General features: G+C 58.9%; 20 protein-coding genes and 2 pseudogenes. 10 read left to right on the top strand and 12 right to left on the bottom strand.

What is annotated here, in order from left to right; translation table 11 throughout:
- Positions 1-54: 54 nt before the first annotated feature.
- The 3 genes from ABJD39_RS02355 to ABJD39_RS02345 form a co-directional block, all read right to left on the bottom strand.
- On the bottom strand, positions 55-1038 hold the full coding sequence (locus ABJD39_RS02355; RefSeq protein ID WP_348611615.1) for a glycosyltransferase family 2 protein: 984 nt from the start codon (positions 1036-1038) through the stop codon (positions 55-57).
- A 112-nt stretch (positions 1039-1150) separates the two neighbouring features.
- Positions 1151-3637 carry a PKD domain-containing protein gene (locus tag ABJD39_RS02350; protein ID WP_348611612.1) on the bottom strand — a complete coding sequence of 829 codons (2487 nt, stop codon included), beginning with the start codon at positions 3635-3637 and terminating at the stop codon, positions 1151-1153.
- 759 nt (positions 3638-4396) lie between these two features.
- Positions 4397-5350: a ferritin-like domain-containing protein gene (locus ABJD39_RS02345; protein ID WP_348611609.1), complete on the bottom strand. Its 954-nt coding sequence runs from the start codon at positions 5348-5350 to the stop codon at positions 4397-4399.
- Between the two features lie 463 nt (positions 5351-5813).
- Between ABJD39_RS02345 and ABJD39_RS02340 the strand changes: the two genes are divergently transcribed.
- From ABJD39_RS02340 to ABJD39_RS02330, 3 genes are all read left to right on the top strand, one after another.
- Positions 5814-7049, top strand: a complete 1236-nt coding sequence (locus tag ABJD39_RS02340; RefSeq protein ID WP_348611606.1) for an MFS transporter — start codon at positions 5814-5816, stop codon at positions 7047-7049.
- 114 nt (positions 7050-7163) lie between these two features.
- Positions 7164-8210 carry a DHH family phosphoesterase gene (locus ABJD39_RS02335; protein WP_348611603.1) on the top strand — a complete coding sequence of 349 codons (1047 nt, stop codon included), beginning with the start codon at positions 7164-7166 and terminating at the stop codon, positions 8208-8210.
- 202 nt (positions 8211-8412) lie between these two features.
- Positions 8413-8844: a universal stress protein gene (locus ABJD39_RS02330; protein ID WP_348611600.1), complete on the top strand. Its 432-nt coding sequence runs from the start codon at positions 8413-8415 to the stop codon at positions 8842-8844.
- An 11-nt stretch (positions 8845-8855) separates the two neighbouring features.
- Here the strand turns inward: ABJD39_RS02330 and ABJD39_RS02325 are convergent, their stop codons facing one another.
- Entirely contained in the window at positions 8856-10061 is a 1206-nt protein-coding gene (locus tag ABJD39_RS02325; RefSeq protein ID WP_348611597.1) for an inorganic phosphate transporter, read from the bottom strand.
- A gap of 263 nt (positions 10062-10324) precedes the next feature.
- Between ABJD39_RS02325 and ABJD39_RS02320 the strand changes: the two genes are divergently transcribed.
- A complete protein-coding gene (locus ABJD39_RS02320; protein ID WP_348611594.1) occupies positions 10325-11755 on the top strand; it encodes an APC family permease in 1431 nt (476 codons plus the stop codon).
- A 2-nt stretch (positions 11756-11757) separates the two neighbouring features.
- On the top strand, positions 11758-12489 hold the full coding sequence (locus tag ABJD39_RS02315; protein ID WP_348611591.1) for a universal stress protein: 732 nt from the start codon (positions 11758-11760) through the stop codon (positions 12487-12489).
- Between the two features lie 11 nt (positions 12490-12500).
- On the opposite strand, the gene ABJD39_RS02310 is transcribed toward ABJD39_RS02315, so the two are convergent.
- Positions 12501-13379: a hypothetical protein gene (locus ABJD39_RS02310; protein ID WP_348611588.1), complete on the bottom strand. Its 879-nt coding sequence runs from the start codon at positions 13377-13379 to the stop codon at positions 12501-12503.
- A 133-nt stretch (positions 13380-13512) separates the two neighbouring features.
- Here ABJD39_RS02310 and ABJD39_RS02305 point away from each other — a divergent pair.
- A pseudogene (locus ABJD39_RS02305) lies at positions 13513-13853 on the top strand (PemK-like protein).
- A gap of 282 nt (positions 13854-14135) precedes the next feature.
- Here ABJD39_RS02305 and ABJD39_RS02300 read toward each other — a convergent pair.
- Together ABJD39_RS02300 and rfbB are read right to left on the bottom strand one after the other, a co-directional pair.
- Positions 14136-14588: a GDP-mannose mannosyl hydrolase gene (locus ABJD39_RS02300; RefSeq protein ID WP_348611585.1), complete on the bottom strand. Its 453-nt coding sequence runs from the start codon at positions 14586-14588 to the stop codon at positions 14136-14138.
- Between the two features lie 2 nt (positions 14589-14590).
- Positions 14591-15517 carry a dTDP-glucose 4,6-dehydratase gene (rfbB, locus tag ABJD39_RS02295; protein ID WP_348611582.1) on the bottom strand — a complete coding sequence of 309 codons (927 nt, stop codon included), beginning with the start codon at positions 15515-15517 and terminating at the stop codon, positions 14591-14593.
- Positions 15518-15569: 52 nt separating this feature from the next.
- Here rfbB and rfbD point away from each other — a divergent pair, with 52 nt between their 5' ends.
- Positions 15570-16460 (top strand): dTDP-4-dehydrorhamnose reductase, encoded by an 891-nt coding sequence (gene rfbD, locus ABJD39_RS02290; RefSeq protein ID WP_348611579.1) that lies wholly within the window; start codon positions 15570-15572, stop codon positions 16458-16460.
- On the opposite strand, the gene ABJD39_RS02285 is transcribed toward rfbD, so the two are convergent.
- Genes ABJD39_RS02285 through ABJD39_RS02275 form a run of 3 tightly spaced genes read right to left on the bottom strand, consistent with a single transcriptional unit; the run spans position 16457 to position 18176 of the window.
- The gene (locus ABJD39_RS02285) at positions 16457-16636 is read right to left on the bottom strand and encodes a hypothetical protein (RefSeq protein ID WP_348611577.1); all 180 of its coding nucleotides are present in this window, start codon (positions 16634-16636) and stop codon (positions 16457-16459) included. The genes rfbD and ABJD39_RS02285 overlap by 4 nt on opposite strands.
- A gap of 2 nt (positions 16637-16638) precedes the next feature.
- Positions 16639-17712 (bottom strand): glucose-1-phosphate thymidylyltransferase, encoded by a 1074-nt coding sequence (locus tag ABJD39_RS02280; RefSeq protein WP_348611574.1) that lies wholly within the window; start codon positions 17710-17712, stop codon positions 16639-16641.
- The gene (locus ABJD39_RS02275) at positions 17712-18176 is read right to left on the bottom strand and encodes a dTDP-4-dehydrorhamnose 3,5-epimerase family protein (protein WP_348611571.1); all 465 of its coding nucleotides are present in this window, start codon (positions 18174-18176) and stop codon (positions 17712-17714) included. The genes ABJD39_RS02280 and ABJD39_RS02275 overlap by 1 nt, the downstream gene beginning before the upstream one ends.
- Before the next feature lie 87 nt (positions 18177-18263).
- Between ABJD39_RS02275 and ABJD39_RS02270 the strand changes: the two genes are divergently transcribed.
- Together ABJD39_RS02270 and ABJD39_RS02265 are read left to right on the top strand one after the other, a co-directional pair.
- The gene (locus tag ABJD39_RS02270; RefSeq protein WP_348611568.1) at positions 18264-19901 is read left to right on the top strand and encodes an alkaline phosphatase family protein; all 1638 of its coding nucleotides are present in this window, start codon (positions 18264-18266) and stop codon (positions 19899-19901) included.
- A gap of 4 nt (positions 19902-19905) precedes the next feature.
- Entirely contained in the window at positions 19906-21429 is a 1524-nt protein-coding gene (locus tag ABJD39_RS02265; RefSeq protein ID WP_348611565.1) for a flippase, read from the top strand.
- A 268-nt stretch (positions 21430-21697) separates the two neighbouring features.
- Here ABJD39_RS02265 and ABJD39_RS02260 read toward each other — a convergent pair.
- Positions 21698-22553, bottom strand: a pseudogene (locus tag ABJD39_RS02260) (transposase).
- A gap of 263 nt (positions 22554-22816) precedes the next feature.
- On the opposite strand from ABJD39_RS02260, the gene ABJD39_RS02255 reads away from it, so the two are divergent.
- Positions 22817-23635 (top strand): hypothetical protein, encoded by an 819-nt coding sequence (locus ABJD39_RS02255; protein ID WP_348611562.1) that lies wholly within the window; start codon positions 22817-22819, stop codon positions 23633-23635.
- A 68-nt stretch (positions 23636-23703) separates the two neighbouring features.
- Here the strand turns inward: ABJD39_RS02255 and ABJD39_RS02250 are convergent, their stop codons facing one another.
- On the bottom strand, positions 23704-24873 hold the full coding sequence (locus tag ABJD39_RS02250; protein WP_348611559.1) for a hypothetical protein: 1170 nt from the start codon (positions 24871-24873) through the stop codon (positions 23704-23706).
- Positions 24874-25105 lie beyond the last annotated feature (232 nt).

The following is a 25105-nucleotide window of genomic DNA, read 5'->3' as shown; positions in this document are numbered from 1 at the left end:
GTTGAAGCGAATAGACGTGACTATGACCGCTTCAGCTCTCTTCTCCCGGTGCCGTCACGGGTCGCTCGTCCCCGGGCGGAGGCTCGCGACCGTCCGTCCGGCCGCCCGCCTGCAGACGCGCGCGGCACGGAACGTGTACCCGCCGCCGAGTACGGCCAGGAGATATCCGTAGGTGCCCACCGCCGTCGGGTGGTATCCGATCGCCCGGCCGAAATGGACGAGACTCTCGCGGTGAAACCCGTTCTTCGCGGCTGTGAGGCCAAGTCCACGTGAGAACGACGCGAGGAAGCGCCGCTCGTACGACCGGCCCAGGTCGGCCACCTTCCCCCCGTGCTTGTCGACCAACAGCGGGTAGGCGACATCGCGCTTCCGCTCGTAGCCGTCGGAGATCTGTGCTCCCTCGATCGACCGCCTGACCGTGAGCGCGTCCGGGATCGCGACCCAGTCGTACTGCTCGGCGAGCCGGAAATACCACTCGCGGTCCTGCCAGCAGGGGAAGCGCTCGTCGAGTTCCCCGGTCTCCTCGAACACCTCGGCCTCGACCATCACCGTGGAGAAGGGGCCGAACGTGGCACCCGCCGCAAGGTTCGCGAGGAACTCCCCGTCGGTCACGGGTGTGACGGTCCCGAGGGTCGTCCCGTTCTCGTCGACGCGCCGCTGGCCGGTAAATGCGACCGCACAGCGATCGTCGGCGTCTCGGAGGGCGGCGACTTGCCGTTCCACCTTTTCGGCCTCCCAGTAGTCGTCGTCGTCGAGGAACGCCACGTACTCACCCGTCGCCGCGGCGATCCCCGTGTTCCGGGCCGCGTTCGCGCCTCGGTTCGACGGGTGGCGATGGGACTGGTACTCCGAGAGCGTCCCGACCGGCACGTCGTCGAGCGCGGCGCGTAGGTCCGCGGTCGAGCCGTCGTCGACGACCACGACCTCGATCCGGTCGTAGGTCTGGTCGACGACGCTCCGTACTGCCTCCGCCAGCAGCGCCGGCCGATCGTACGCCGGCACGACGACGCTCACCAGCGGCGGTTCGTTCCGGCACATCGACCGTCTCTCGTGTCCCGATAGGCTTGATAACAGACAGCATAACGGCTCACGATGCGTAGCCAGGAACGAAGAAAAACCGGCAGACTGGAGGCGCGGTCGTGTCCGCGGCTCAGTCCGAGTCCGTGTCGGGCAGTTCGACCGTGATCGTGTGCGTGCCGGGAGCGAACGTCTCAGTCTCGGCGTCGACGAGTACCTGCTCGTCCGCCAGCTCGCGGCTCCAGTCGTCGACGGGCTTCTCGTAGGCCACCAACGACAGCTGCGTTTCACAGTCGTCGGCAACGGTGAACGTGACCGTCACCTTCCCGTCGTCGACGGTGAAGCTCGCCTCCTCGATGCACGTCGCGACCGCCGAGTCGAGCGTGTGAGTCGTCCCGACCCGCTTCACCGGCTCGTCGGTGCTTCCGTGGAGGTAGCGGATCAGCCGTTCCTGATCGCTGTAGAAGGCATCGGAGTCGGCGGGGCCGAGCTGCTCGAGAGGCTCGCCCGCGACGAAGTCGACCTGGTAATAGGTCTCGTCAGACTCCTCCTCCGTTTCGGACGGGTTGACCGTGACCTCGACGGTCTCGGTATCGTGCGTATCCCCGTCGGAGACGGTGAGCTCGAACGTCAGCGTCGTCTCCTCGTCGACGTTCGGGGCGTCGAAGGTGGGCGTGGCCGTGTCGGCGTCCTCGAGATCCACCGTCGGTCCGTCGATCTGCGTCCAGTCGTACGACAAGTCGTCACCGTCGGGATCGCTCGAGCCGCTTGCGTCCAACTCGAGCGACGTCCCCGCCTCGACGGTCCGGTCGTCGCCCGCATCGGCGTCCGGCGCACGGTTGGACGGCTGCTGATCCTGTTGTTCCTCGATCGTGATCGTCGCTGTCGCCGAGTCGTCGTCCGTGAACACGCCGTGGAGGTACTCCTCCGGCGAGAGCGAGTCGGTGGTCACTCCGGCGAAGGTGACGGTGGTCGATTCGCCGGGGTCGAGGGAGACCTCCCTCGTCGCGATCGTCTCGTCCTCTTCGAGGTCGCCGTCGTCGTCCGTGTCGAGGCGGAAGCCAACCGTCTGCTTCTCCTTCACCCCACCGTCGTTCGTGATCTCCGCGGAGACGGTGATCGAGTCGCCGTTCGTCACGCTGTCGGGCGCATCGAGGTTCTTCACCCGGAAGTCGGCTGGGTCCGGTTCGGGTGCCGTCTCGGTGCTATCCTCGACGGTCACGGATACGGTGTCCGAGGCAGTCTGTTTGCCGTCGGAGACGGTGAGCTCGAACGTCAGCGTCGTCTCCTCGTCGACGTTCGGGGCGTCGAAGGAGGGCGTGGCCGTGTCGACGTCCTCGAGATCCGCCGTCGGTCCGGCGGTCTGCGTCCAGTCGTACGACAAGTCGTCACCGTCGGGGTCGCTCGAGCCGCCCGCGTCGAGCGTCACGGTCGACCCCTCGGTCACGCGCTTGTCGTTGCCGGCGTCAGCCGACGGCGGTCGGTTGTCCGGCGTCGAGGGTTCGACGGTGAGCGTCCCGGAGGAGGTATCGTCGTCCGTGACGACGTCGAAGTCGTACTCGTTCGGGGCCATACCGCTTGTGTCGACCTCGAACGTGACCTGCTTGGACGCCTTGCCTGCCACAGAGACGGAAGCGTCGTCCCGGACTGTCCCGTCCATTAGGAGCTGAACGGTCCGTGTTCCCTCGAGGTCTCCTGTGTTCTCGATCGTAACCGTAACCTGCGCGGTGTCGCCCGCCGTTGTCGCGGGCGCGTTCACGCTCGTGATATCGAAGCTCGCCGGGTCTGGCTGTGCTTCGATGGTGATCGACGCCGTCGCGGAGTCGTCCTCCGTGACAATGCCGTGGTCGTACTCACCGAGCGCTAACGAGCCGGTGTCCAGGTCCTCGAAGGTGACAGTCTGCGTGTCTCCGCCGGCGAGCGTGATCTCTTTCGAGACAAGCGTCTCGTCCTCCTCGAGGTCGCCGTCGTTATCGGTGTCGAGGCGGAACGCAACTGTCTGAGTTCCCGCTTCGTCTCCCTCGTTAGTGACGTCGGCGGACACCGTGATCGGGTCGCCCTGTGTCACTGTCTCCGGTGCGTTTAGCTCCCTAACCTGGAAGTCGGCCGGCTCGGGTGGGGCCTCGACAGTGATCGTAGTAGATGTGCTGTCGGAGATGAACCCGGCATCGGCCGGATCGATCGCTGACCCGGAAACGTTAACGTGATACGCTCCAGGTTCGGCGCCTTCGGGGACCTGGATCTGATACGTAACCTGATATGTTCCCGGTGTGAGCCAGACGATCTCAAGGACATTGGCGGTTCCATTAGTCGGCTTCGGAGACCCGCCAGCGGGGTCAGTCAGTTCTCCTTGCCAGGTCCCGGGGAGCTTCACGGCAGTCCCCGGTCCCGCCACACCGGAGAAGTGGAATTCAGTCGTTAGTGTGACCGTGTCGCCGGGTTCGGCCGTGACAGTCGTCTCGGACTGCTCGATCGCGACGGCCGTCCCGGAGTGGTCGGCGATGATGCTCGCGTCCAACTGCTTTGCGGATTCCGTCCCGGACGCAGCCGTCCCGATCGGCGCAAGGACCGATAAGACGACCACGAGCGCGAGAAGGACGGCAGCAAGCTGGGGGCGCATCGAACCGCGATCACTCACCATCGTGTAGAGACCGCGGTTGCTGATCACACGCTGCGGAGGGCGATTCCGTTGGAGGTCGGTGGACCTCGCCGTCACTGTCCAGAGTCCGTTTTGGATCGGACATGCATGATACTAGGCTTACATGACCACCATTGTAATGTAGTTTATATCCCAACAGTGAGACGCCCACAGTTCGGATAGACAGGCGCTATCACTGACCGGTAACTGAGTCAACATCGATACCAGCGTGTTTCGCCCACACACGCCACGCTCCAGTCTCACTCTCGTTCCGGTCAGTAGGGTCTTGCTGAACCTCACACGAAGCAGGAGGTGACACGGCGAACCGAGTTGTCCGATCCCAACAGCGTCGGAGCTATCGGTCGTCGCTGATCCGGAACCCTTGCGTGGGTGATCACACAGCGCACAAGCGCTCTCGTTCTCCCGACCCAACTCGGCGAGTCCGGTCCGGAGTGCCTCAACGCGTCTTCACCCGAACCGACGACCGGCACGAACGCCTCGAAGAAACTGCCGTCATCGCCGTGAGGTCGATGACCCCAGTGCGGGGGCGGGTCGGTCTCCGTGTGCCCCCACTGCTCGATCTCGTGTGCGTCCTCAGTAGTCGGGGGTGTCGCGTGCGGTGAGACGGATCTCGACTGTCATGTCGTCCGCACGCACGACCTCGGCGTGTCCGACGCCGGTACCCCCGGGGGACCGGAACACCGAGCGTATCGGCTCGGAGCGGAGCGTCCGCTCGCCTCGTTACGTCCCGTTCGGCGTTCCGGTCTCGGTGCCGTTCGGGGCTCCAGTTTCGGTGCCGTTCGGGGCTCCAGTTTCGGTGCCGTTCGGAGCTCCAGTTTCGGTGCCTTCCGGAGTACCGGTCTCGGTCCCGTTCTCGTCGTCCTCGTCTTCCGTTTCTTCACCGTCTTCGGCCTCTTCTTCTTCCTCGTCCTCATCCTCGTCTTCGTCCTCCGAGTCGTCTTCGATGAGCGGGTCGACGGCGGCGAGAACGTCCGACTGGGCGGCCGGCTCGTCGACCGCGGCCGGGTACGGGTCGCCGTTGCCGGCGGCGGCCACGACGGCCGCGTGTCGGGCCTCGACGCTGTGGACGCCGAGCGCGGTCCGCAGGAGGTCCGGGCTCTCGATCGCGGGCGCTGCGCCCGCGTAGGCGGCGACACCCGTGTTCTCGAGCGTCGACGCAAGCGACATGAACCCGGCGACGTCCTCGAGGCCGAAGTCGTACTCCGCCTCCTCGACGGGCGTCCCGCCGAGCAGGTCGACCACCTGCGTGAGCAGGTCGACGTGGGCCGCCTCGTGTTCGCCGATCGTCTCCAGGTTCTCGTACAGCACCTCCGCGTCCGCCTCGGTGGAGACGATCGTCGCGTCCGACTCGAGGAAGTCCTCCGCGTCGAAGGTCTCGAGTCCCGTTCGGTAGAATGCGTTCTCCAGGTGTTCGAGCGTGAGCGCGTAGTTCAGCACGTCCACGTCGGTTCCCTCCTCGTCGTCGAACAGCGGACTCTCCTCCTCCTCTTCGGGATCCTCCTCGTCGTCCTCCTGTGCCAGCGAGAGGCCGGCACCGCTGCCCAGCGTCAACAGCGCGCCGCCGGCGATCGCCGACCGACTGAGGAACCGCCTTCGGGACCCTCCGTCGTCGCTGTTCTCCGCCACATCGATACTCTCCACCCGTTCGTCCATGTCGTAGTCGTTTTCTGTCATCGTGGGACGTGTCGGTAGAACCCGACGGATGGGACTTGTGGACCCTGACGGATTGTTACGCACAACAGTGGCGCATGTAGCCCGAACGTACGGATCGGGCCCCCGAACGTCCTCGTCTAGAACGGCTACCATACACAGAGTACAGTGGGTCTACGCGGAGCCGATCTGGGGGATGTGCCGACAGCGGATTCACGACCGACGACGGATACGTTGTCTGGGACACATCTGATGATCGGGCCGGAACCGCGGGAATGAAGGCGATTTCGAACGGAGGGGGGCCTCGTTCTCGCCACGGTGGCATCCGGCATCGATCGAACGAGGACGGATGGGAGACGCTACTGGGTAGTCCGGTAGAGGAAACTGGTCGCTGAGTACTCACTTCCCTCGCTCCTTGAGGGAGGGGACTCCGCGCTACCGCCTCAGGTTGAATACGTTTAAGCCCGTCAGACGGGTCGTTTCGAACGTGAACGACTGGCTCCCCGAGCGAAGAAACGAGGGGCGGCTCGTTCTCGGGGCGGTCATCGTCAGTACGTTCTTTATCGGCTTCGGCGGCGGCGTGATCTTTCCCATCCTGCCGAACCTCGGCGCCGTTCTCGGGATCTCCCCGTTTCTCGTCGGGCTCATCCTGAGCGCGAACCGGTTTTCACGGCTGTTCGCGAACGCGCCGGCCGGGAGCCTCGTCGACCGGTTCGGAACGCGAAAGCCGTTCGTCATCGGGATGTTCGTCCAAGGGATCTCCACGTCCGGTTACGTTGTCGCGATGACCGCGCCGTTTCCCGAGGGGTGGTTCATGGCCGCGCGGCTTCTCTGGGGTGTCGGGAGCGCGCTCGTCTTCGCGACTGCGTACACGATCGCCGACGACATCAGCGACGGCGGATCACGGGGGTCGAACATGGGACTCATCAGGGGCGGCGTCCTCTTCGGGTTCCCCGCCGGAGTGGTCCTCGGTGGGCTCGTCAGCGAACTCTCCGGGACCGTCGTCGCGTTCATCGTCGCCACAGGCTTCGCGTTCTTCGCCAGCGTCGTCGCGTACCTGACAGTGCCAGAGACACACGTTGACGGCGGAGCGGATCGGTCGGTCAAGCCGTGGGACATCAACACGGGGATTCCAGCGGTCACGGTCGGTCTGGTCAACTTCGCCGTGTTGTTCGTCTACATCGGGGCTCTGTTCGCGACGCTGGTCGTATTCCTCGATCAGAACCGACTCGGCGTGTTCGGCTTCGACGCACAGGGTACCTCGGGACTGTTCATGGGTATCACCGTCGTGGCCGCGGGGCTGTCGATGTACCTCGGGGGATATATCAGCGACCGGAATCAGTCGCGAGTCCCGATCCTGCTGGTGTTTCTGGGCGTTACGTCGGTCGGATTCGTGCTGCTCGCGCTCGCGGATACAGTACCGACCTTGGCCCTCGCCTGCCTGTGTATCGGTCTCGGCCAGGGAGGAACCAGCGGGCCGCTGATGGCGCTGTTGGGTGACCTCGTCGCCGACGGCGAGATGGGTCGTGCCGTGGGGACGAACAACGTGTTCGGGGACATCGGCGGCGGATTCGGTCCCATCGTCACGCTCCCCGTCGTCGATGTGGTCGGCTTCTGGCCCGTCTACCTCGCCTGTGCCGCCATGCCGCTCGTCGCGGCCTCGATCCTCCTGAGCGGGGTCCGACGGGAGACCGGCGAGTACCTGCCGAGCGTCGGATCGTGAACGCCGATCCTCGGCGAACTCGCGAACGGACTCGAAGCGGCACCGGAGTTCGCCGAGGTCGAGGGCGATGGCGGCGACAGCAGTAGCTTATGCGTAGTCCCACAATACGGAAGCATGCATCCCGCACGGGAACTCACGGAACTCCTCGCGGCCGGCGAGGAGCTCACTATCGTCTGTCACAACAACCCCGATCCTGACTGTCTCGCGAGCGCGTTCGCGTTAGGCCGGATCGCGATGGCCGCCGGTATCGACGAACAGCACATCCTGTACAGCGGTGATATCTCTCACCAGCAGAACCGCGCGTTCGTCAATCTCCTCGACATCGATCTGCAGTCGTTCGAGGCCGGCGCCGTCCAAAATCGCCCTGCGGGGTCACTGCTCGCGTTCGTCGATCACGCGGTTCCGGGGGCGAACAACCGGGTTTCGGCGGGCACCCCGGTCGATATCGTGATCGATCACCATCCGAGCGAGGAGATCGAGGCAGAGTTCGTCGATCATCGCGAGCACGTCGGCGCGACGGCGACGATTCTGACGGAGTACGTCCGAGAGCTGGACACCGAGATGGACACCGACCTCGGGACGGCACTCCTGTTCGCGCTCCGTCGTGAGACGCTCGGGTTTCTCCGAGGGGCGACACGGGCCGAGTACGACGCTGCGGGGTGGCTTCACGACCACGCGGACAACGCATTACTCCGGGCACTCTCGACGCCGTCGGTTACCGGCGCGACCGTCGATGCGATCGCGAAGGCGATCACGAACCGGACCGTGCGTGGCTCGGTCCTGATCTCGGGGATCGGACGGACGAGCGAGCGTGACGCGTTACCGCAGGCAGCCGACTACCTCGCGACCTTGGAGGGCGTCGAGACCGCGATCGTGTTCGCCGTCGTCGATGACGGGATCCAGCTCTCGGCCCGGTCGACGGACTCGCGGGTCCACATCGGCGACGTGCTCGACGGGGCGTTCGGGGACGTCGGGAGCGCCGGAGGCCACCGCGAGATGGCCGGCGGCGAGGTGCCGCTCGGTCTCTTCGCGGACTTCACCACCGACGACGCGCAGCTGTTCGCGATCGTCGACCAAGTGATGAGTGCGCGGCTCGTCGCCGAACTCGATCTCTCGGCGGAACCGGGAGTACGGGGCAACGGAGGGGGTGAACGCGAATAACGCGGCCGCGTCTCTCGTGCCCGACAGGTCGCTTCTACTCCACGCACTGCCGGATGTACGCAGTGGGTGCCGTTGACCGAGGTGCTACTGTTCGGATGGGTGCGCTCTCGTTGCCGGAGCACGGGGCCGGTTCGGTCGTATCGGCCACACCTGTGCGTCGGACGACCACTGTCAATATGTGCAAGCAGATCCAAGCGGTCCTATGGCGCCATCGCACGTTCTCGTCCCGCTCGACGGATCACCGCTGGCTGACGAGGCATTCAAACAGGCGCTCGAACTCTTCGACTGTCGGCTGACAGTCCTGAACGTGGTGACGCCGCTCGACGCGGGGATGAGCGAGGGGGGGATCCTCGAATCCAGCGAGGACCGTCGCGAGCGCGCACGTGACCGGGCCGAGCGCGTCGTCGAACAAGCGAATGAACGGGCCACCGATGTCGACCGACCGATCGAGACGGCGGTGAAAACCGGTGACCCGGCCGAGGCTATCCTCGAGTACGTCGACGCCCACGACGTCGACCACGTCGTGATGGGGGGACACGGCGGCGAACGGAGCGATATCGCTCGCCGGCTGCTCGGAACCGTGGCGACGAGCGTCGTCGGGGAAGCCCCCGTGACGGTGACTGTTGTCCGCTGATCCGGCTCCGCTTACCCGCCGAGCACCGCGGCGAAGGCCTTGTAGAGTCCGAACCCGATCGCGATCGAGGTGGTGAGCGTGATGAGCCAGAACGCGAGGGTCACGCCGATCTTCCGGCGAGAGACGCCGGCCGAGCCGCCCGCGAGCCCGCCGCCGATGACGCCGGAGATGATGATGTTGTTGAACGAGATAGGGATCCCCAGCGCGATAGCGACTTGCGCGATGATGAATCCGGGAACCAGCGCGGCGATAGAGCGTCTGACCCCGAGCTGTGCGTACTCGCGGGAGGTCGCTTGGAGCAACTTGGGCGCGCCCATCCACGCGCCCGCGAGGATGCCGGTCGCGCCCAACGTCAACAGGACGATACCGGGGAGCCCGAGTTCGGCCCGATAGAGGTTCTCGAGCGGGCCGGTCGCCAGCCCGACCTGACTGCCGCCACTGGAGAAGGCGACGACGCTCCCGAGGATGAGGAGGAACGTCCGGATACCGTCCTCTGTCGACGCTTGGGTCCGGCGGCGGATGAGCCGAAACCCCGCCGCGGCGGCCGCGATCGTCACGAGCACCGCGAGGGGGTCGATCCCGGCGAACGTCGGAGTCTCGATCTGTCGCGCGATGAACCCCGCGATGGAGCTCTGGGTTGCCTCCGGCGGCGAGGGGATGACCCCCAGTTGGATGTTCGCGATGATGCCGCCGACGACCGCCGCGAGCAACGGGACGCCGACGGTCTCCGGGATATCGTCGCGTCGGAGGAGGGTGGCGGTCAGATAGGCGAGCCCGCCCGAAACGGGGGGGACAAGCACCCAGAAGGTCGCGATGCGGCGGTACGTGTCGAGGGCGGGGTCGCCACCGAGCGAGAGTCCGACGCCGACCATCGCCCCGGTAGTCGCGAACGCAGCCGGGACCGGATAGCCGCTGTAGACGCCGAATATCATGAACCCAGTCGCGGTCAGCAAGCCCGCTGTCGCAGCCAGCGACGTGATCTGGACGCCGTTGATGAGCCCCGCCCCGACCGTCTCGGAGATCGCCCCACCCTGGGTGAGTGCGCCGAGCGCCGCGAGGATGCCGATGAGGAAGGCCGCCCGCATCGTCGAGACGGCGTTGGCACCGATCGCCGGAGCGAACGGCGGCGAGTTACTGTTGGCACCGAGGGCCCACGCCGTGGCGAGGCTGGTGAGCGTCGCCAGCACAACGAGTGCCCAGAAGACCACTCCCGCCACGCTCAGGGCCCTCCACGAACGGGGATACAAGCCATGACGACCACTTTGACAGACGGGGGGATTAAACGTTCGTCCGACAGTCCAACGGCGGAGACGTACCGCTGCCCGAGACTCGTCTCGCGACCTTCGGACTACCGCTCCGAACGTTGGTCAGCGCAATTCCGGACCAGTAGCCGCTCGAGTTGCTCAAGTTGTCCCGGCTGTCGAGTCACCCGTACAACCGGCCGGCGGTTTTATCTGACGGCTGAAACTATCCGTGTCGTATGACTGAACAGCCCGTCGACGTCACGCCAACGGGCGAGAACGTCGCCGGTGAGTCACCCGCTGCGGAGCCGGAGGCGGTCACCGACGACACGACCGTCCACGATGACGACGTCGAACTCGAGCGAACGATCGGGCTGGTCGGCGGGCTCGCGATCGGGATCGGGACCATGATCGGTGCGGGCATCTTCGTGTTCCCGGGACTGGCGGCAAGCAACGCGGGGCTCGCTGCCACACTCTCGTTCGCTATCGGCGGACTGATCGCGTTGCTCGTGGCGCTCCCGACCTCGGAACTCGCCACGGCGATGCCCCGGAGCGGTGGCGGGTACTACTTCGTCTCCCGCGGGATGGGAACCGCCTACGGCGCGATCGTCGGGTTGGGCCTGTGGCTGGGGCTGATGTTCGCCTCCGCGTTCTATCTGGTCGGGCTCGGTCACTACGCGAGCGCCGTCTTCAGCGAACTCGGTATCGCGCTCTCGTTCAATCCCGTCATCGGGATCGGACTGCTCTTTGGCGCCGCACTGACGGCGTTGAGTATCGGCGGCACGGAGAACACCGCGAAGATCCAGAACGTGGTGGTCGGGATCCTCCTCGTGGTGCTCACGGGCTTTCTCTCGTACGGTGTCCTCGACGCCGTGGGTGTGTTCGGTGGCGGAACCGTTCCCGAGCAGTTCTTTTCGAGGGGATACTTTCCGGTGTTGACGACCGCGGCGCTCGTGTTCACGTCGTATCTGGGGTTCGCCCAGGTCGCGACCGTCGCGGGCGAGATCAAACAGCCGGGCCGGAACCTCCCGCTGGCGATGGTCGGCTCGGTGCTTATTGTCACGGTCTTCTACGTCGTGACGATCTTCGTCGCGACCAGCGCGTTCGGTGCCGACCGGTTGGGACAGTTCGGTGAAACGGCCATGGTCGAGGTCGCACGTGACTTCCTCGGGTTGCCTGGTGCGATCGCGATCTTGGGGGCCGGGCTGTTGGCGACGTTCTCGAGCGCGAACGCGTCGATTCTCAGCGCATCGCGGGCGGTGTACGCACTCAGCCGTGATGCCTTGCTCCCCAGAAAGGCGAGCGAGATCAACCTCCGATACGGCACCCCACACATCGCGTTGCTCGCTGCCGGTGGGCCGATCCTGGTCCTCGTCGCGACCGGCCGAGTCGAACTGCTCGCGGAGGTCGCCTCGTTCCTCCACCTGATCATGTACGGACTGATGTGTATCGCACTGATCGTGTTGCGACGGCGGGATCCCGAGTGGTACTCCCCCAGCTACCGTGTGCCGGGCTATCCGGTGGTTCCGGCGGTGGGTGCGCTCGCCAGTTTCGGGCTGATCGCGTTCATGCAGCCCGCGTCGATCGGCATCGGTATCGTGGTGATGCTCGTCTCGTACCTCTGGTACCGTTATTACGCTGGGGACGTCACACTCAAGGGGGACATCTAACCATGACGGACCGTCCATCGATACTCGTCCCGATTCGCGTGCTCGAAGGGGAATCAGTTCCGGAGGGTGTTCCCGGCCTCCTCGCGAACGCCCACGTCGTCCTCTTGGGGTATCACGTCATCCCGGAACAAACGGCACCGGGACAGGCGCGGATGCAGTTCGAGGACCGAGCCATCGAACGGCTCGACGAGTACGAGACGATCTTCGAGGAGGCGGGAGCGACCGTCGAGCGACGGCTCGTGTTCACCCACAACGGCCAGAAGACGATCGACCGGATGACGACCGAACACGACTGTCTGGCCGCGCTCGTCCCGAACGCCACCGGCCCGGTCGAAGACGTCCTCGTCGCTGTCCGTGGTGCCGTGGGGATCGACCGCCTCGCCCGTGTCGTCGCCGGCCTGTTCGGGGAGACGGATGTGTCGGTGACGCTGTACCACGTCGCGGCGGACAATGAAACGGACGAGGACGTCGGGACACTCCTCGATGGACTGCTGGACCGGCTGGGGAACTTGGGGATGGACACGTCGACGATCGAGACGCGTGTCGATCGGGACCGGGAGGCACTCGGCGCGATCGTCGAGGCGGCCGAGGAGTTCGATACCGTCGTCATGGGCGAATCCGATCCCTCCCTGGCGACGTTCGTGTTCGGGCTGCCGGCGGACCAAGTCGCCGACCGGTTCCTCGGCCCTGTCCTCGTGGTACAGCGCGAACCTCCCCAACAGACGGACGAGTGAACTAGACGGCGCTAGCTGTTCGCCGACGAGCCGACGAACTCGGCCACCCGTCGAGCGACGGCACTTCGGAGCGCGTCGATGGCCAGCGTCGTCTCGCCGTGTGTGATACGCGGGTACTGGTCCCGGAGCGTCCGGTCCATGACACGATCGGTGATCGCCGACACGGTCGGCGACTGGCCCTCCGAGTCGAGTGTCGTCGCCAGCGACGCGATCGTCTCGGGCGAGGCGACCTCCGCGGCGTACGTCTCCGCTGACTCGGTGATCGGCTCGGGATCCGGTGGCGCGTCCTGATACGCCGGCGCCCGTGTGACTGCTAGGCCGCCGCCCTTCTTCCGGTAGAGGACGCCGAGGGCGGTCCCGTCGCCCCAGCGCGTCTCCGGCGGCGCGACGCCGTCGGCGGAGAGCTCCCGGACATGTACCTCCGTGTCGAGCGTCGGAAGCGTCGGGAGGCCGAGCTCGTCGAACGCCCGATCGAGTTCGTGCGGCAGCAACGCCGTCCCGGGATGGTCGATATCGAGACCGACCACCGGCGGAGCGAGATCCCAATCGTAGCCCCGGTGGCGGCGATGGACCGCGATCCCCCAGATCGTCACAGCTGTCGGGTCGGCGACGGAGGTGTGCAACGCGTTCCGATCGAGCCGCCGTCTGAGATACCGAATGGCGAAGTCGTACTGCGGCGGCACCGAATCTGCCGGGACCCAAGAATAGTTCTCGCGCCCGTCGACTGATGTCTCGGGAAACACGACCCGGAGCCGGTTGTCGTCGTCGAGCCTGACCCCGATCAGCGTCCCGTCGGGGTACTCCTGGATCCGGACATGCCCCTCGTCCAGGAATCGGTCACTGACCGCCGCAAGGGAGCGAAGGGACGGTATCGACGACGAGGGCGGCATGTCTCTGTCGAGCGGACGTGGGTACTTGAGTGTGTGACCCGTCCATACCTCTCTTTCTCCGAGGAGCGGATCTCGGTGTTTACGGCGAGGAGAGTCTGGAGGAACTCCAGACCGACGACATGGAGCGGGTGCAGTGACCGCGTTCGATGACCTAGAACGCGGCGATATCGTCTGGGGAACCGATCCGCTCTCCGAGAAAGGTCGTCCGATGCTCGTGTGGGGGCACCACGATTCACTACCCACGGCGTCCAGCTCATCACCGTCTTGATCTCCACGAAAACCTATCACGAGGAGTCGCTCACGCTCCGAGATGTTGACTACGAGGGCGAGCCGCTTGGGAAACGAAGCCACGTCCTCCCGTGGTCGCTCGCAACGCTCAATAGCGCTACAGAAGTCGAGTTTCACATGACTTCCACCGTCGACGAGCGCACTGCTGACGTGGCAACACGATCGATCGGTTACATCTCTTCGTGAGCGGGATTGTTGGTGTCAACGACAACTCTGTGTCGCCCGCGAACCGATAAAAAGCAGCGTCCGATCGGAACCGCGTCGATCCTATCGAGTCCCGATGACGGTCAATCGTCGCCGAACATCTGGCGCGACATCAGAACTACGGGGTACCCATCGGGTAGTCCATTTCGCATTCGGGACTTTCGACGCTGCTTTGTTCGGTTTCCCTGATTTCGATCCAACGGCTGAGGGATCAGATCGGGAAGATGATTCGTGAGCAGGGTCTTCGGTAGTCCAAGTACTATCTTAGAGGTCGTCAAGATATCGTTCAACGTACGGATGAAGGTCGTTGAACGGTGGATGGAAGACGTCAAGCGCGCTGTGTTGGTCGTCGCCAGAGAAATCGGGCTCGTCGTGTTCGAGATGGCAGCGATACGCAGTCGCCACGTAGTGTTTCGAGTCAACACCCACAATCTCAGACGTATCGTAGAAATGCTCGTAGGTACCAAGGCACTCGTCAATGACGACAGATTCTCCGAGTTCTTCCTTAGCGACGCGGTGGACAGCCTCAGTCCGGGATTCATTCTTCAGTACCGTTCCACCGGGCACGAACCATTCTCCTTTGGCGGGCTCGTTTTCGCGTTTGCCCAAGAGAATACCGCCATCATGTTCGACGACGAGGTCAACGGAGACGAGTGGAACGTTCTCTACGATTGCCTGCCACTCGGACGGCGGGATCGGTTTCTCTTCGGTAGGCATCGTCAGTTCAAGTAGTACTCGACGGTTCGTTCGAGACCCTCTTCGAACGTGTATTCCGGTTCCCAGCCGAGTGCTTCGATTTTCTCGGTTTCGAGTGCGTAGCGCTGGTCGTGGCCGGCGCGGTCCTCGACGAATTCGATCAGGTCGTCGTCTGCCCCGACGGCGTCCAGAATCGCTTCGGTGACTTCGAGATTCGTCTTCTCCGCGTGACTTCCGATGTTATAGATCTCTCCCACTTCCCCCTCCCGGAGGACCACGTCGAGTGCTCGGCAGTTATCCTCGACGTAGATCCACTCGCGGACGTTTGACCCATCGCCGTAGACGGGCAGGTCCTGGCCGTCGGCCGCGTTCTGGATGAATTTCGGGATGAGTTTTTCGGGGTGCTGACGGGGACCGAAGTTATTGCATGTCCGCGTTATGAGGACGGGGAGGTCGTGAGTCGTTTGGAAGCTCTGTACGAGGAGGTCTGCACCTGCCTTCGTAGCCGAATAGGGGTTCCGGGGGTTGAGTGGGTCGTCCTCGGAGAACTTCCCGTCGAGAATCTGGCCGTACACCTCATCGGTCGAGATCTGGAGGAAGCGCTCGATATCTGCTTCGTTGGCGGCGTCAAGGAGGGTCTGAGTGCCCTGGACGTTCGTCGTGACGAAGGGTTTCGCACCTCCGATTGACCGGTCTACGTGTGATTCCGCCGCGAAGTTGACGATTGCATCGACGTCGGAGACGAGGTCCGTGACGAGTTCGCGGTCGCGGATATCACCTTCGACGAACTCGTGTCGTGGGTCGTCAAGAACGCCATCGAGGTTATCCTTCGAACCCGCATACGTCAATGCGTCCAGCGTGATTATTTCGTCATCCTCGTGTTCGTCAAGGACGTAATGGATGAAATTTGACCCGATGAATCCAGCACCGCCAGTGACGAGAATTCGCATGTTATGATCGTATTCGCAGTACCTATTTACATTTCTGTCGGAACACTACAGTATGCAACTCCTCGTCGTCGGTGCGAACGGTCTCCTCGGTAGCAACGTCGTACGTGCAGGTCAGCAACGCGGATGGAACGTCTCTGGAACCTATCACTCAAAGCGACCGGCGTTCGACATTCTACTCACGCAGTTCGATCTTCGAGAATACGACTCGTTCGACGACGTCCTCAGCAAACACGACCCAGACGTGGTCGTCAACTGTGCCGCGATGACGGATGTCGATGGCTGTGAAACGAATCCGAAACAAGCCCAAATACTCAACGGCGACGCACCAGGCGGGTTGGCCGCTCACTGTGACTCGAACGATGTAGGATTCGTTCACATTTCGACCGACTACGTCTTCGATGGGACGGAACGTGATCCGTACGGTGAGTCGGCAGACACGAATCCAGTACAGGTGTATGGCGAGTCGAAGCTAGCAGGCGAACAGGCGGTCACCGAAGAAACCACGGATGCGCTCGTGATTCGGCTATCGTTCGTCTGGGGTATCCACCGAAGTAGCAAAGATCTCATGGGGTTCCCGGCGTGGGTTCGTAGCCAACTCCAGTCAGGCCAAGACGTACCCTTGTTCACGGATCAATGGGTAACCCCGACACGCGCCGGCCAAGCCGCCGAAACACTACTGGATCTGATCAAGCAGGATGCTACTGGCCTCTTCCATATCACGTGTTCATCGTGTGCTACCCCCTACGAGTTCGGGGAAGTGATTGCCGATCACGTCGGCAATAGCGAGGAATTACTCAGTAAGGGATCGATGGACGACGTCGAACGAGATGCGACGCGACCGACGTACAGCTGCCTTGACGTTGAAAAGGTGGAATCAGAGCTTGGTCGTCCCCAGCCAACGTTGCGCGAGGACGTCGAAACTGCCTGGAACGCGCTGCGTTAGATTTGGTATCGGTCCCGGTTTTCGAGGAAGTGTTCGCGTGCGTCCTCGGGGAGATGCTCGAAGCGAAGAACTTCCTGACAGCCGAGTCCCGGACACTTCATCACGCGGTTGTCTTCGAGTTCGTTCGCTGCAACGACGGTGCCACAGGCCGGACAGGTGTGAGTGATGATGCGCATCGTTAGAGTTTGAGCTGTGAGTTTTCGCCAACGACTAGGCGTCGTCCCTCCGGAAGGAGTTCGTCCGCGCTCTCGACGTTGGCGTTGCGTCCGAGTAAGCTATCGACGATACGGCCATTCGCGGTGATTTCAGAACCGCCGATGACGACGCTATTCTCGATGTGGATATCCTCCAGTGTGGAGTTCGCACCAATCGACGTATACGGACCAACGTACGTCCCGCTCTTGATCGTCGTGTTCTCTGCGATGGAGACGGGACCGCGAACGACAGCACCGTCTTCGATAACCGAGGAGTCCGCAAGTTCGATACGGCCGTCGGTCTCTGCACCGTCCTCAACGACGCCTGCTGTATTCAGTTTGGTATCCTCGAGGACGAGACGGTTCGCTTCCAGAATGTCCTCGGGTTTTCCGGTGTCCTTCCACCAGCCCGTGACGACGTGAGAGTTGATTTCGTAGCCGTCTTCGAGAAGATCCTGAATGGCGTCCGTAATTTCGAGCTCGCCACGCCACGACGGTTCGAGTTCGTCGATAGAGTCGAAGACCGCGGATGAGAACACATACATTCCGATAAGCGCGAGGTTCGTCGGCGGTTCGTTGGGTTTCTCGATGAGCTTCGTGACGTTGCCCTCATCATCAACATCTGCGATACCAAAGGCCTGCGGATCGTCTACTTCTTGGAGTGCGATTCCGGCACCATAGTCACCCGCCTCAAAGCTCTCGACAAGATCGGTGACGCCCGATTTCAGGATGTTGTCCCCGAGGTACATCACGAAATCATCGTCACCGACGAAGTCTTTTGCACAGCCGGCAGCGTGCGCGAGTCCAAGTGGGTTTCCCTGGACGATGTACGTGATATTCACGCCATATTTGGATCCGTCACCGAGGAGTTTCTGTATCTCGTCGCGGCCTTTGTTTCCGAGGATGACACCGATTTCGGTGATGCCAGCCTCTTTGAGGTCCTCGATAGCGTATTCGAGGACTGGTTTGTTCGCCACTGGGACGAGTTGTTTCGGCCCGGTGTGGGTTATCGGACGGAGGCGTGAGCCTGTTCCCCCCGAAAGGAGTACTCCCTTCATTATGCGTGCGGTTCTTCTTCCCAGTCTAAAGGTATTTTGTCTGTGTCGTAGGGGATGCGCTCTTCGTCCGGATTCTCGTAGTCGTAGAGTTCCGTTGGATAGTTTATAAGGAGTGAAGGCTTGTCGCCAATCGCTTTGAAGCCGTGCCAGCAGTCGCCAGGTATACGGATCATTTGTTGATTGTGCCCGCCGATGACAAACGTATTGAGTTCGCCTTCAGTAGGAGAACCTATCCGATCGTCGTAGACACCGACCTTGATACGGCCTTCAGGGCAGACGAAGTGGTCGATCTGGCCTTCGAGATGGCGGTGCCAGGCGCGGATGATTCCCGGATAGGTCATCGAATAGTAAGACATCGCCGGGTCAATATCGTACTCATCCCAGTCGTTCCGGAATACTTCGACGAGATGACCGCGTTCGTCGACATTTACTTGAAGGTCGCGGACTTCGAGATCGTGGATCATCTATAGATCACTCGCTAGAATAGATTGATTGTCTTTTCGATGTCCATCTGAAGGATTCATAACTGCTGAGAAATATTGGAGATGTATATGGACACGCTCGTTATTGGTCTTGATGGGGGTGAGTGGGATGTTATCGATCCCATGATTGAAGCGGGACGATTACCGAATCTTGCTCAACTCAAACAGAACGGTGTTTCTGGGCCTCTTAAGTCGATCACCCCCCCTGTTTCGCCGCCAGCCTGGAATTCTATTAATACGGGTACGAATCCTGGCAAGCACGGTATCTTCGATTTTAGCACGTTCGATGAGGAGTACAAAAGACGGTCAATCAATTCCTCGGATCGAAGTGCGACCCCATTCTGGGAGGTTATGAACGATCACGGCATAAGCACTGGATTATTCAAAATTCCGTTCGTGTACCCTCCCAGTGATGTGGACGGATTCATTGTTTCAGGATTTCCGACACCCAATATAGTTGACGACTTTGCGAAACCACAGTCGTTAGTTGACCGTGTCGGTCCGATTGAGGATCTCTTCGAAGACTGGTCACTCCAACGGGCGGGAGACTACAAGGCGTTCAAACAAAATCTGATTGAGGTCGCAGAACGCCAGACTGAGATCTTCCTCGAATTACTTCAAGAACACGAGACGGACTTTTCAATGACAGTCTACGATGGATCGGATCGCGTTCAACACTTCTTTTGGAAGTACTTCGACGAGTCACATCCGCGTTATGATCCGGATTCTCCGCTAGTCGGGGCTATCGAAGAGTACTATGCGACTGTTGATCGTGGCATCGGTCGGCTTCTAGACGAAGTTGACAACGACTGTGACGTTGTTGTGCTCTCCGACCACGGCTTTGGTCCGTTATCGTATGATATCTATATCGATGAGTGGTTAGAGGAGGAAGGATTCCTTTCGCGCCAGTCTGGCGCATCTCCGAAGAGAATGATTGACGATATTCTAGCGAAGACAATCAAAACAGGATGGGAAGCACTTAACCGAGCAAATATAGCTGGGACGACCAAATCGATACTTCCAGCGTCTTGGTTCGAGTTTGGAAGTTCACTTCAAGACGATGAACACCGTGATATTGTTTGGGAAGAGACGCAGGCATTCTTTACAGCATTGTCTGGACAAGCGTTGTACGTCAATGTTGACGACAAATTCTCCAAGGGAACTGTCTCACGTGGGCAGTACGACGAAATTGTCGAAAAGATCCGGGAATCCTTACTCTCGATTCGCCATCCAGATACGGGGGCAAAATTAGTTGAGGATGTCATCCGAAGTGACGAAGAATTCAAAGGGTGGATGTTGGATAGTGCTCCAGACCTAATTGTCCGCACAGTTCCAGATCATACAATGAAAGGCGGTCACTCAGATTCGCTCATACAGCCGTCAGCACAGAACGCCCACGATCGGTCAGGGGATCACCGAACGGATGGTATTCTTATTGCGAGTGGGACTTCCTTTGATATGGGGAGTATCGACAATATAAGCGTCCTCGATATGGCACCGACGTTGCTCTACCTACACGACAGTCCGATACCGGCATCAATGGACGGCTCTGTCAAAACAGAAATCTTCTCTAGCAGGCTGGTCGACGAAAGAGAAGTCCGTGTAACGAAAGAATACGGCCAATCGAAGACTGGAGGAAGACAGTGGAACGAAGACGAAGAGGCCGAACTCGAAAAACGACTCAGTGATATGGGATACCTCAATTAAATATATGGGTAACAAGAACAGTAAAGGAATAGTCACTCTGGCTACTCAGGGAAGTATCACATTTTTTGGAAATATAGTCGGGAAGGCTCTCGGCTTCGCCTTTGTTGCTATCGCAACACGTCTGGTGACACCGTCTGAGTATGGTATTTTTACACTTGGTCTTTCTATCCTAATGTTTGTTCAGGGATTTGTTAGTTTGAATATTTATCGGTCGGTCGATTATTTTATCCCTCAGTATCTGAGCGACTCTCACTATGGGCAGGCAAAAAAAACACTCCAGAACGTGTTCACTATTGGTGTCGTCGGTTCTGCTCTCGGTGCAGTGGGCATTTTTTTCTTGAGGGAGCAGTTAGCGACACTATTTAATGAACCCCAAATCGCACTTATCATTCCACTCTTTGTCCTCCTTATTCCTCTTCAAACAGCTTTCAAGATATTAATATCGTCATTTAATAGCTTGAAAAAAATGAAGTATCGTGTGGTAATACGAGACTTCCTCAATCCACTCGTTCGAACCCTTGGTGCAATCGTACTGGTGTCGACGGGTGCTGGTTTATTCGGACTTGTCGGTGGTTACCTTCTTGGACTAGTGGCTGCAGTCGCGTGTGGGATAGCATTCCTCATTTATGAAGCAGACTGGATTCGACATGCAAAATCGAATCCAATATCGAATCGAGCGCTTCTTTCATATTCCCTACCATTAGTCTTGGCAGGTGTTATTTATTCTCTTGTCGGCCAGATCGATTATTTTCTCATAGGTTATTTTCTTGGTTCAGCTGAGGTGGGTCACTATCGAGTCGCGTATCTCCTCGCCGGGAATCTCCTCATCGTTCTCGGCTCTTTGACACCCATTTTTAAGCCTATTGTATCAGAAAATAAAAGGGACACTTCTCTTCTCGAAAATCGATATCAGCTCGCAACTCGATGGATCACTATATTTTCACTCCCAGTTGCAATTACCCTGGTTCTGGCACCCGAACTATATCTTTCATTACTCTTCACAGACACATATGTGGTTGCTAGCAGCACCCTTGTCGCGCTCGTGGTCGGCTATCTTTTAAATTCAGCGTTTGGGCCCGAGGGTATGATGCTTGAAGGTCTTGGGCACACTCGATTAACGCTCTTCAACACGCTCGTCTTAGTTACTGTTAATTTCGGTCTCGACATATTGCTTGTCCCTCGGTTTGGGATTGTCGGCGCGGGAATTGCGACTGGAAGTGCACTAACTATAGCTGGATTTTTTGGTGTTATCGAGATATACCTTCTCCGAGCTATCATTCCCTTCAGCACGAGGTTGCTCCGAGTTTGGCTCGCAGCTGCTCCCTCATTTGTAGTAGGTTGGTTTGTAGCTTCATCTGGTGGGAAAAATATACTGATCGGTGTTGTTTTACCTCTATCTATCGCGTCTAGCTATCTTCTTGCACTCCGTTTCACTCGCGGCTTTTCGGACGAAGATCGTGAACTTGCATCACGAATTGATGATCGGATTGGCTATCCAATAGTACATTTCCTTCTTTTTCCTTCGTGAATACTCATACTACTTTTTTACCAGAAATTTGAACCATATTGACTATTATTTCATAGATTTCATACTATAACGTTGCGGACATTGTTTGATCCACTGCTCTGATGGGATGAAAGCCTGCTAAGTCCCCAGCGTGCGTGAAGAGGTACTTGGGTGGTCAAAGGCCGATTATTCATCAGCGTCATAGAACGCGTGGCTTTGATTGTCCTATGCCAAGGATGCCCTATCTTGGGCAGCGAACCCGGAATAGGTGTGGCTCCCTTTACCCTGCTTAGTTGATTCGATGATGGCGTGGGGATCGCTGTTTGATAGCCTGTTCAAGGTTGTAGACAGTGGCGGTCAGCACAAGTTCACGGAGCCCGCGATACCACGCATGAGTGTGGACGGTGGAGCCGATCCAACATTTGATGGAGAAAAAGGCCGTCTCGGTCATCCATATCTGACTGTATAATTCGCTGTCCAACCGTGCGTTTTGGGCGTGGTCGTAGGGAGCGAACAGCCGGTGACGAAGGAGTGTCCGGACGCCCTCTAACCGGAGGGTGTCCTGAAAAATTGGTCGTCATAACCCTTGTCACCGGCGAGACTCTCGATTTTCTCGGTGTTGCGAAGAGCCACTTTACGGCCAGTCTGGGTGTCGTGCGGCCAGTGTGTCGAACAGTGAACGTCGAAGATAGCACACGAGTCAGGATCTACGAGGACCGTTGTTTTCAGCGTGCGTATATGTCGATTCGAGTGATATTGATAGTCTCTCGATGCCGTTTTACGGTCGAAAAACGTGGCACCGATGGACCTGTGCGAGTCCGGATCGCAGATGTTCGCGGACTCCCAAAGAAAACCGCGCCACACGGATATGGCACCCTCTCGAACGACCGGTACAGCGTTGTAGGTGCAGGAAATGCTGTTCGAGCAAGCTGTAACAGCCCATGAACTCGATCCATCTCACTCGCCCAATAGACGATCTCGCGGTACGTCGCGTCTATGTGAACCCGCAAAAAGTGGAGCGTGACATGCTTCCAGCCGGGAAATCCGTGGCCAGCCGGTTCACTCACCGCCGTTGGACTGGCGGCACAGCGCTCTTGAGCCAGCGACACGGCTTGTTTGACGAAGCAGAAGAGGAGTTTAGTCACATTCGGCTCTTCCACTTCGCTACCGCCTTTACAGCGACGCTATCCCGCCGCCTTCTGCGGATTCAACAGAGCAGATTTAACAAACCGATTGATATTTAAAAATGGACACCCAGACAGAGGATATGACAAGTATCGAAGATTCCGTGTTTAATAACGTGATCCGACCGATCCATTACAATTTGGTTGAAGGTCCGCTATTAGCCGCCTCGTCGCGTTTTCGGTTCGGAACAAACATTTATGATCGAGACTGGGACGTTGTTATCGTGCTCGATACATGCCGAGTGGATGCATTGAAAGAAGTTGCTCCAGAGTACGACTTTATTGACAACGTCAATTCAATTTGGTCAGTTGGGAGTGCAACGCGCGAATGGATAGCAAATACGTTCAATCGGGACCGCCTAGATGAAATTCAGGAAACGGCATTGGTGAACTACTGCGGGATCGCAGACTGGGTTATGTCAGAGGGTTCACCCCGTATAACGACAACCGAGTCGGGTTTTGAACCATATCTCTGCGAGTGGGATGTCGTGAATAAAGAGGATTTCTACCTAATTGAGGAGGTGTGGCAAAAAACAGATGGGTGTAAGTTAACTGATTTGACTCGACCTGAAACCATCACTAACCATGCAATCTCCGTTTCGAGGGAGCACAATCCTAACCGGATGGTCGTACATTACAAGCAACCGCATGAGCCCTACACAGCGAACGCACTCCGAGAGAACCGAGAAATGAAGCCGCACGAAAAGGACCCATTTGGCAGTCTTCGTCGGGGGCATCCTAAAGAGAAGATTTGGAGATCATATCTTGATGAACTTCGATATGGGCTTGATAATGTTTCTGTGCTCTTAGATAATATTGATGCAGAAAAAGTTGTGATCACGGCAGACCACGGAGAGGCATTTGGCGAATTCGGCGTATATAATCATCCGCTGGGTTTCCCCCACCCTAAAGTGAAGAAAGTCCCATGGGCCCTGACAAGTGCTAAGGATACTAGATCACACACCCCGGATATTGATCAAGCAGACACTCACAAGTCCTCCGAGGAAGTTGAAGGGCAGCTTGAGGCGTTAGGATATATGTGAGAGGTACTGAGATTACGGACCACTAACGGGAGTACAATCTAGTCAACCACACTCAATATCTGTCTTCATTATTCTCGAACCTGATGTAATACCAGCTCCCCATTCACATAGACACGATTAGCTTTATCACCGTACTGATTCGTATATCCTTCATCAGCTGGTTCGAACACCCGTGCCGCAGATTTGATCCCAAATCCTTCCTCTGATGCTCGCGTTGAGAGAGCGATATACTCGATTGGGAAATATCGATCCTCCAAAATTGAGAGGGCTTGCGTGGTCTCCTGACCTCCGGGCGAATGAAAAATACCGGATAGCGTAGTTTGGAAGTCTTGGTTTGAAAGATGAGCTGCATTCGGAAGGATAACCCGATCGTGAGTCCCACCGTATGTAGGTGCCAAGTGTTGCGTGGCGTAGATACTAGCATCGGAAGGAAGATATTGCTGTGTTGTTGTTATTCCGGTTGCCTCGGTATGTGTGAAGTGCGTTTTCGATTGATCAGGATGTCCTGTCAGAATTGCTGCGGGGGAGACAATCATCAGGATAACCACAAGTGTGAGAATAGAATGTCTGAACCGCGATGTTGGAATTCTGTGGCTATGAAAGAGAAACAGTACGACGGGTACCCCCACGAAAACTAATGGGGCGACATACCGAGGTAGCCGGAAGACGGCTCCGAATAGGCCTTTATAAATAACGAATACTATAATGCTCATTCCCGCTCCGAAAATAAACGTGAGGAGGAGGTAGTGTGGTTGCCTAATATCATGAGAACTTTGTCTGTGAGCTGATACAATCTGCAATAGGATAATGATCGAAATAGCTGCCAAAATGGCAAAGGTAAGCATCCGATCCATGGTGACAAGAACGGCACTCAGGTCCCAGCCGATAGAGGTTCCACTAACCTCAATATGTGGAGTACCACCTGTTAGGGAAGAGATGGCACCGATTATGGCAATCCTCAGAAAGTCACTACCTGCAAGCAAATAATAGAAGCAAACGACCGATGAAAAAGCCAGAAGAGTCTGTCGTCGAAGAACAAAAAAGCCTGCAAAGAGCGTGAATAGCAACACCATCGTAACGGTCGTATCCCATGCCATCGTCAAAATAAGGCCAAATGTGAATAAAAGCCAGTATCTCCGGTCTCCTGTTTGATTCCAGACAAATATCATTGTTAGAGCGAATGTGAAAAATGCTATTCCTGCACCAGTGTCGTTCATTCCCGAGACAGTCTTGTTCACGAACTCTGCCGTAGCAAATAGCGGAACCAAAGCGGATATAAATTGTTCCTGCGGGGATAGACCTAACCGGTGTGCCAGGAAGACAACTGACCCTACAACCAATAATGGTTGCCAAATCACATATCGGAGTGTCGCATATCGTTGGGTGAGTGTATCTGCGCCAAGTACGTGCCAGACAACTGGAATAGTTGTCAGCCGCCCCCACTCGCTTGTTAAGGTGATTCGGTGGCTT

The sequence above is a fragment of the Halobaculum rarum genome (genome assembly GCF_040025155.1).
GTDB classification, from domain to species: Archaea; Halobacteriota; Halobacteria; order Halobacteriales; family Haloferacaceae; genus Halobaculum; species Halobaculum rarum.
This window is presented reverse-complemented; position numbering and strand designations above follow the sequence as displayed.